Source organism: Vibrio sp. 10N.261.46.A3, assembly GCF_041472995.1.
GTDB lineage: Bacteria > Pseudomonadota > Gammaproteobacteria > Enterobacterales > Vibrionaceae > Vibrio > Vibrio coralliirubri.
Map to the genome: position 1 here is coordinate 1 of NZ_JBFRRH010000194.1, position 4,592 is coordinate 4,592.

Here is a 4,592-nt window from a genome sequence, read left to right on the forward strand (position 1 = left end):
CCGAATTCCTCCAAAACTAAGCAACTAACACAAATCACTTCAGGCCACTTTTCGGCATAACCTCAACAGGTGGTACTTGGTGCCAAATAATGTCACTTGTGCCTGTATAGATTTTTGTCGTTTTAGCGTTCGCGTGTGCCATTCGCTCGGTAGCACTCTGCCCTTGCTGTTCAATCATGCGAGCAGCCAGCCCTCTTATTTCATGATAGGTCGGCCTTAGCGATTTCTTTAGGTGGCTATAGAGCCCTAAAGAGTCTCGAACCTTACTGAACTCTTTACTTATGTTGTGGTGATGTACTTGGTAAAGATGATCGGTCTCTTTTGAAATACCACGTTGCTGCTGTTTGGGCTTACGATGAACGATATAAGGACAAATCAATCTCGATGTTTTAGAGAGGTCGACAATGTCCTTAATCGTCTGAGTAACAGGAATGGCCACAGTGGAAGCATCGGACTTTTTCACCTTCTCTCGGTGAACATAAAGCATTCCATACACAGCATGCCCATCAACATACTCCACCTCTTTATCAGGGTTCCAAAGAATCCCACAAACACCTTCCCGTGGTTTGTATATCCGATAACGAAGCCTATAGATCTCCCTCACAGCATGAGTCGTCTCAAGAGTTAGGCTCATTGCTACCTTAAGAAACAGTGGCGCTGCATCGTAGACCTTTTGGTAGTCGTTCTGATTTTAAAAGCGACCGAATATCGCCTTTTTCAATTTCGATCCATAAAGAAACGTTAAACGCGGAAAAGCGGTGTGTCTCGGCGGTAATAATGATACTGTACTGAACAGTTTTATTTAGGTTGATTTAGTTATGCGCGCATCTACTGAAAAGAAAAGAACTCGAATCATCGAAGTAGCGACCGAACTGTTTATTGAGCAGGGTTACAAGGACACGTCACTCGATCAAATCGTTGCGATTTGTGGTGGTTCAAAACAAACCCTGTATCGTTACTTTTCCAACAAAGAAGGGTTGTTTGTTGAAGTTCTCGCGCATAACACCAAGATCAGCCTAGAGTCCGTTTTCCAACTTGCCGATAAACAGAATGAACCACTAAGAGAAACCTTAGAAGACTTCGCCAAAAAGTATCTACTAGGCATTTGCTCTAACCCAATCCTATCGCTTTATCGCATCATCTCTGCCGACTTCAACAAACATGACTCAGTTCCAAATCAGTTTTGGCAAACCGGGCCGCAGCGCATTCATCAATACTTAATTGAGTTTCTAAAAACCGAGACTATCAGCCAGCAGCTTAACATCGACGATGCCGATTTAGCCTGCGGGCAGTTACTCGCGCTGATCAAAATGGATTACCAGAACATGGCACTGATGGGCTTTGATTTCTTAAGCGATGAGGAATTGGATTCGCATACACAAAAAGCGGTGGCGGCATTCCTTAAACTTTACCAGCGATAAGAACCTCAAACCTAATAAACAAAGGGAGCACATTGGCTCCCTTTGTTATTTTTACTGCGCAGCCTAGTTACCTAGATGCCTAACTATCTGGGCTACTCGGGCTACTTTACTTTGTATCAGTGTGCTTCTTGTTTTGCGGCCAATTTCTTACCGATCAACAAGATTGGCGCAAGCGCAAAAATAGAGACAATAAACATCACCAAAGAATTACTCAATGCTAATGTCGTAGCTTGCTCCTTCACAACCGCACTAATTTGACTAATTCCGAGTGCCGGATTAGGTAAGCGGCCATGAGTCAAAATCGCGCTGCTCAATGCCTGTTCATACGCCGCAAACACATGGTTTGAACCGTCCAGTGTACGACCGATTTCGCCCGATGCTTGCGCGCTGTGGCTTTGAATCACACGAGAGAAAAACGCCCCGCCAATGACCCCGCCCATGGTTCGGAACAGATAGAAGTTAGCAATGCCTTCTAAGCGCTGTCCTACTTGGAAGTACATCAACACCGCAATCGTCACCGACACATTCAACAAGCCAACACCAAAACCTCGCAGCAGCATTGGGATGGGTAGTGACTCTGTGCCAACAAAACTTGGTAATTGGCTGAACTCGTGCACCGACAGCAGAATCATCAGCACGCCAAAAGGCACCACTGCATCTGCCAGTGGACGGCGGAAGTAATACACCAACACACTCACCAGCATGCCGACCAACATGGCGTAAAACGATGGTAATTGTGCATAACCCGCATTGAGGCTGTTGTAGTGCATCGCCATTTTTAGGAAGTTGGCAAACAACACTGTACTTGCCATCACGGCAAAGCCTGCAAGAAAAGCGTTGTACATAAACACGTTGGTCTTTAACTTGCCGTGCAATTGCATCGACGCAGTATCCAAATGGCGCGTTTTCACCAACTGATACACCGCCAACAAAACCAGTGCCGCAGCCACAGAAGAAGCCTGTACAAACCAGTCTGAATCCAACCAGTTGTAGTAACTGCCGCGCATTAGTAGGAACACCACCAAACTCATCGTTAACGCAAGTACGAGGTACACCGGACCTGAGGATTTTGGCTTGGTTTCAATCTCAATCGCCTGAGGTTTGTACACGCCGATCATCACTAGAGCTGAAAAGTACAACCAAGCCGAGACAACGTTCAAAAACGACCAGTCAAACACTTCGACAATCTCGGCGACCAACCACGGATAAGCGCCCATTGGTAACAGTGTTGAGAAGATCAGTGTCAGCGCAATAATCGCAGGCAACCAACGCTGCTCAAAAGTATTGAGTAGATAAAGGTTCACCACCACCAATAACATGCTCATGAAAAAGCCGCTTACTAACCAAGTTAGCGTGAACAACAACGCATGCTGACCAGTCCAATAGAGCACAAGGTTCGTTCCCAAACCCACCAGCAATGCAGAGTGCAATGGCAATGACGTACCAAGCTTACGCACCAAGATAGGGGTAAACATAAACCCCAACACTTGAGTGATCATAAAGCCGATTTTCACTAACTCGACTTCATCTGAGGACAAACCGGATGTGGCTGCCATCTCGTGGGACAACTCGGTAAACATCACCGAATTGATTCCAAAAGCCGCAATGGCGAACAGCGCAAAAATCAGCAGTGGTGAACGTGTTTTCATGACGATTAACCTTGCGTTGTGGTCTCAATCGACACTTCAGCCGACAAGCCAGGGTAGATGCGCTGTTTAAGCTCTTGTGGGATATCCAACTCAATACGCACTGGCACACGCTGTACTACTTTCACAAAATTACCCGTCGCATTTTGCGGTGGCAATAAACTAAACTGCGCGCCTGTTGCAGGGGTAATAGAAGATACACGACCATGCAACGGATGCTCAGGGAACATGTCTAACACCACTTCTACATCTTGCCCTTGTGCAACGTTCTCTAGTTGAGTCTCTTTGAAGTTTGCCTCAATCCAAACGTAATCCGGCACCATCACGATCAAACCCATGCCCGGTTGAACAAACTTACCTACTTGCACTTGTCTGTCTGCCACATAACCATCAAAAGGCGCTCGAACGATGGTTCGCTCAAGGGCGATATTCACCAGTCTCAAGTTCGCTTCGGCTTGCTTGCGTTGTGCGGTTAGCTGCATCTTTTCTGTTACTAGCGCATCAAGCTGCTTCTGTTCAACGGATAGCGCTAGCTTGGCAGTTTCAAGATTGCTGCTCGCTTCAATAGAACGTGTTCTTTGCGCTTCAAATTGGTTCTTACTCACCGACTGCTTTTGTACCAAGCGTGAAAGACGTTTGAACTCCGCCGCTTGATGTTCCGCATTCGCACTTGCACTGTGAATGCCCTGCTTCGCCTGCTCAATCTTTACAAGCTGCATTTCGGTTTTGGTTTGGTTTCCGGTCAGCGCAGCCTTTGCTACATCTAACGCTGACTTCGCGATTTCTTGATTGGCAATGAAATCTTCATCATCAATCGAAAACAGCGGTGCTCCTTTGCTCACCCACTGATTATCTTCGACAAAAAGTTGGCTTACCTGCCCACCAACTTCCGGTGAAATCGCTGTCACATCCGAGTGAACATAAGCGTTATCGGTAGTCACCGTATTCGGTTGGTATAACGCACAACCTGCAACGACTAACGAACCAATAACAAGCGACAACGCAATGACTTTCTTCTTCATTTTTAAACCCAACTTAATGATTTCCATCAACTGTACTGTACCGTACAGTTTTAGTAAAGGTACATTTGATCATTTATGACATAAAAAGATCCATCCCGCTGATATTAGAGATCTTATTTAGTCCCCCTTTTGAATGAAAGGAGAGAATTAAAGTGCTTATAGGGAGAAAAACGAAAAAGGCGACACTGAGGTCGCCTTTTGATTATGAAGAAATGCTTCGAGATTGAAGTCAGTGAATCTCGCTTATTACTGCGCTACCTTCACTTAAGGTTTGGTTGAGCTTATATAATCGAAGTCAAACGCAATGCCACTTTGGCTACATCCAAAGACACACCACCGATAAACTCACCTTTTAGGCTTATCGTCGCGTCTTCCGGTACTTTATTTATGGAAAGTATGGGGATTACGTCTACTGCCCACAATAATTATAAGGTGAATACTGCAATGCGTATTAGTTGCCATTCTTGCCAATCTAATTCAGCTAAAGTCAGTAAGAAAAAGAA

At 45.4% G+C, this 4,592-nt stretch carries 3 protein-coding genes and 2 pseudogenes; 2 read left to right on the forward strand and 3 right to left on the reverse strand.

Going from position 1 to position 4,592, the window contains the following annotated elements; translation table 11 throughout:
- Positions 1 to 34: 34 nt before the first annotated feature.
- Positions 35 to 682, reverse strand: a pseudogene (locus AB4484_RS26585) (integrase); the annotation flags it as partial.
- 136 nt (positions 683 to 818) lie between these two features.
- Between AB4484_RS26585 and AB4484_RS26590 the strand changes: the two are divergent.
- A complete protein-coding gene (locus AB4484_RS26590) occupies positions 819 to 1,421 on the forward strand; it encodes a TetR/AcrR family transcriptional regulator (RefSeq protein ID WP_372081041.1) in 603 nt (200 codons plus the stop codon).
- 116 nt (positions 1,422 to 1,537) lie between these two features.
- On the opposite strand, the gene AB4484_RS26595 is transcribed toward AB4484_RS26590, so the two are convergent.
- Both AB4484_RS26595 and AB4484_RS26600 read right to left on the reverse strand, forming a co-directional pair.
- The gene (locus AB4484_RS26595; protein WP_372081042.1) at positions 1,538 to 3,070 is read right to left on the reverse strand and encodes an MFS transporter; all 1,533 of its coding nucleotides are present in this window, start codon (positions 3,068 to 3,070) and stop codon (positions 1,538 to 1,540) included.
- Positions 3,071 to 3,075: 5 nt separating this feature from the next.
- Positions 3,076 to 4,089, reverse strand: a complete 1,014-nt coding sequence (locus tag AB4484_RS26600) for an HlyD family secretion protein (protein ID WP_372081043.1) — start codon at positions 4,087 to 4,089, stop codon at positions 3,076 to 3,078.
- A 386-nt stretch (positions 4,090 to 4,475) separates the two neighbouring features.
- On the opposite strand from AB4484_RS26600, the pseudogene AB4484_RS26605 reads away from it, so the two are divergent.
- Positions 4,476 to 4,592: pseudogene (locus AB4484_RS26605) on the forward strand (nuclease); the annotation flags it as partial.

Excerpts from the sequence above, each read along its gene's own strand:
- AB4484_RS26590 (WP_372081041.1), top strand. The coding sequence starts at position 819 with ATGCGCGCATCTACTGAAAAGAAAAGAACTCGAATCATCGAAGTAGCG.
- AB4484_RS26595 (WP_372081042.1), bottom strand. The coding sequence starts at position 3,070 with ATGAAAACACGTTCACCACTGCTGATTTTTGCGCTGTTCGCCATTGCG.
- AB4484_RS26600 (WP_372081043.1), bottom strand. The coding sequence starts at position 4,089 with ATGAAGAAGAAAGTCATTGCGTTGTCGCTTGTTATTGGTTCGTTAGTC.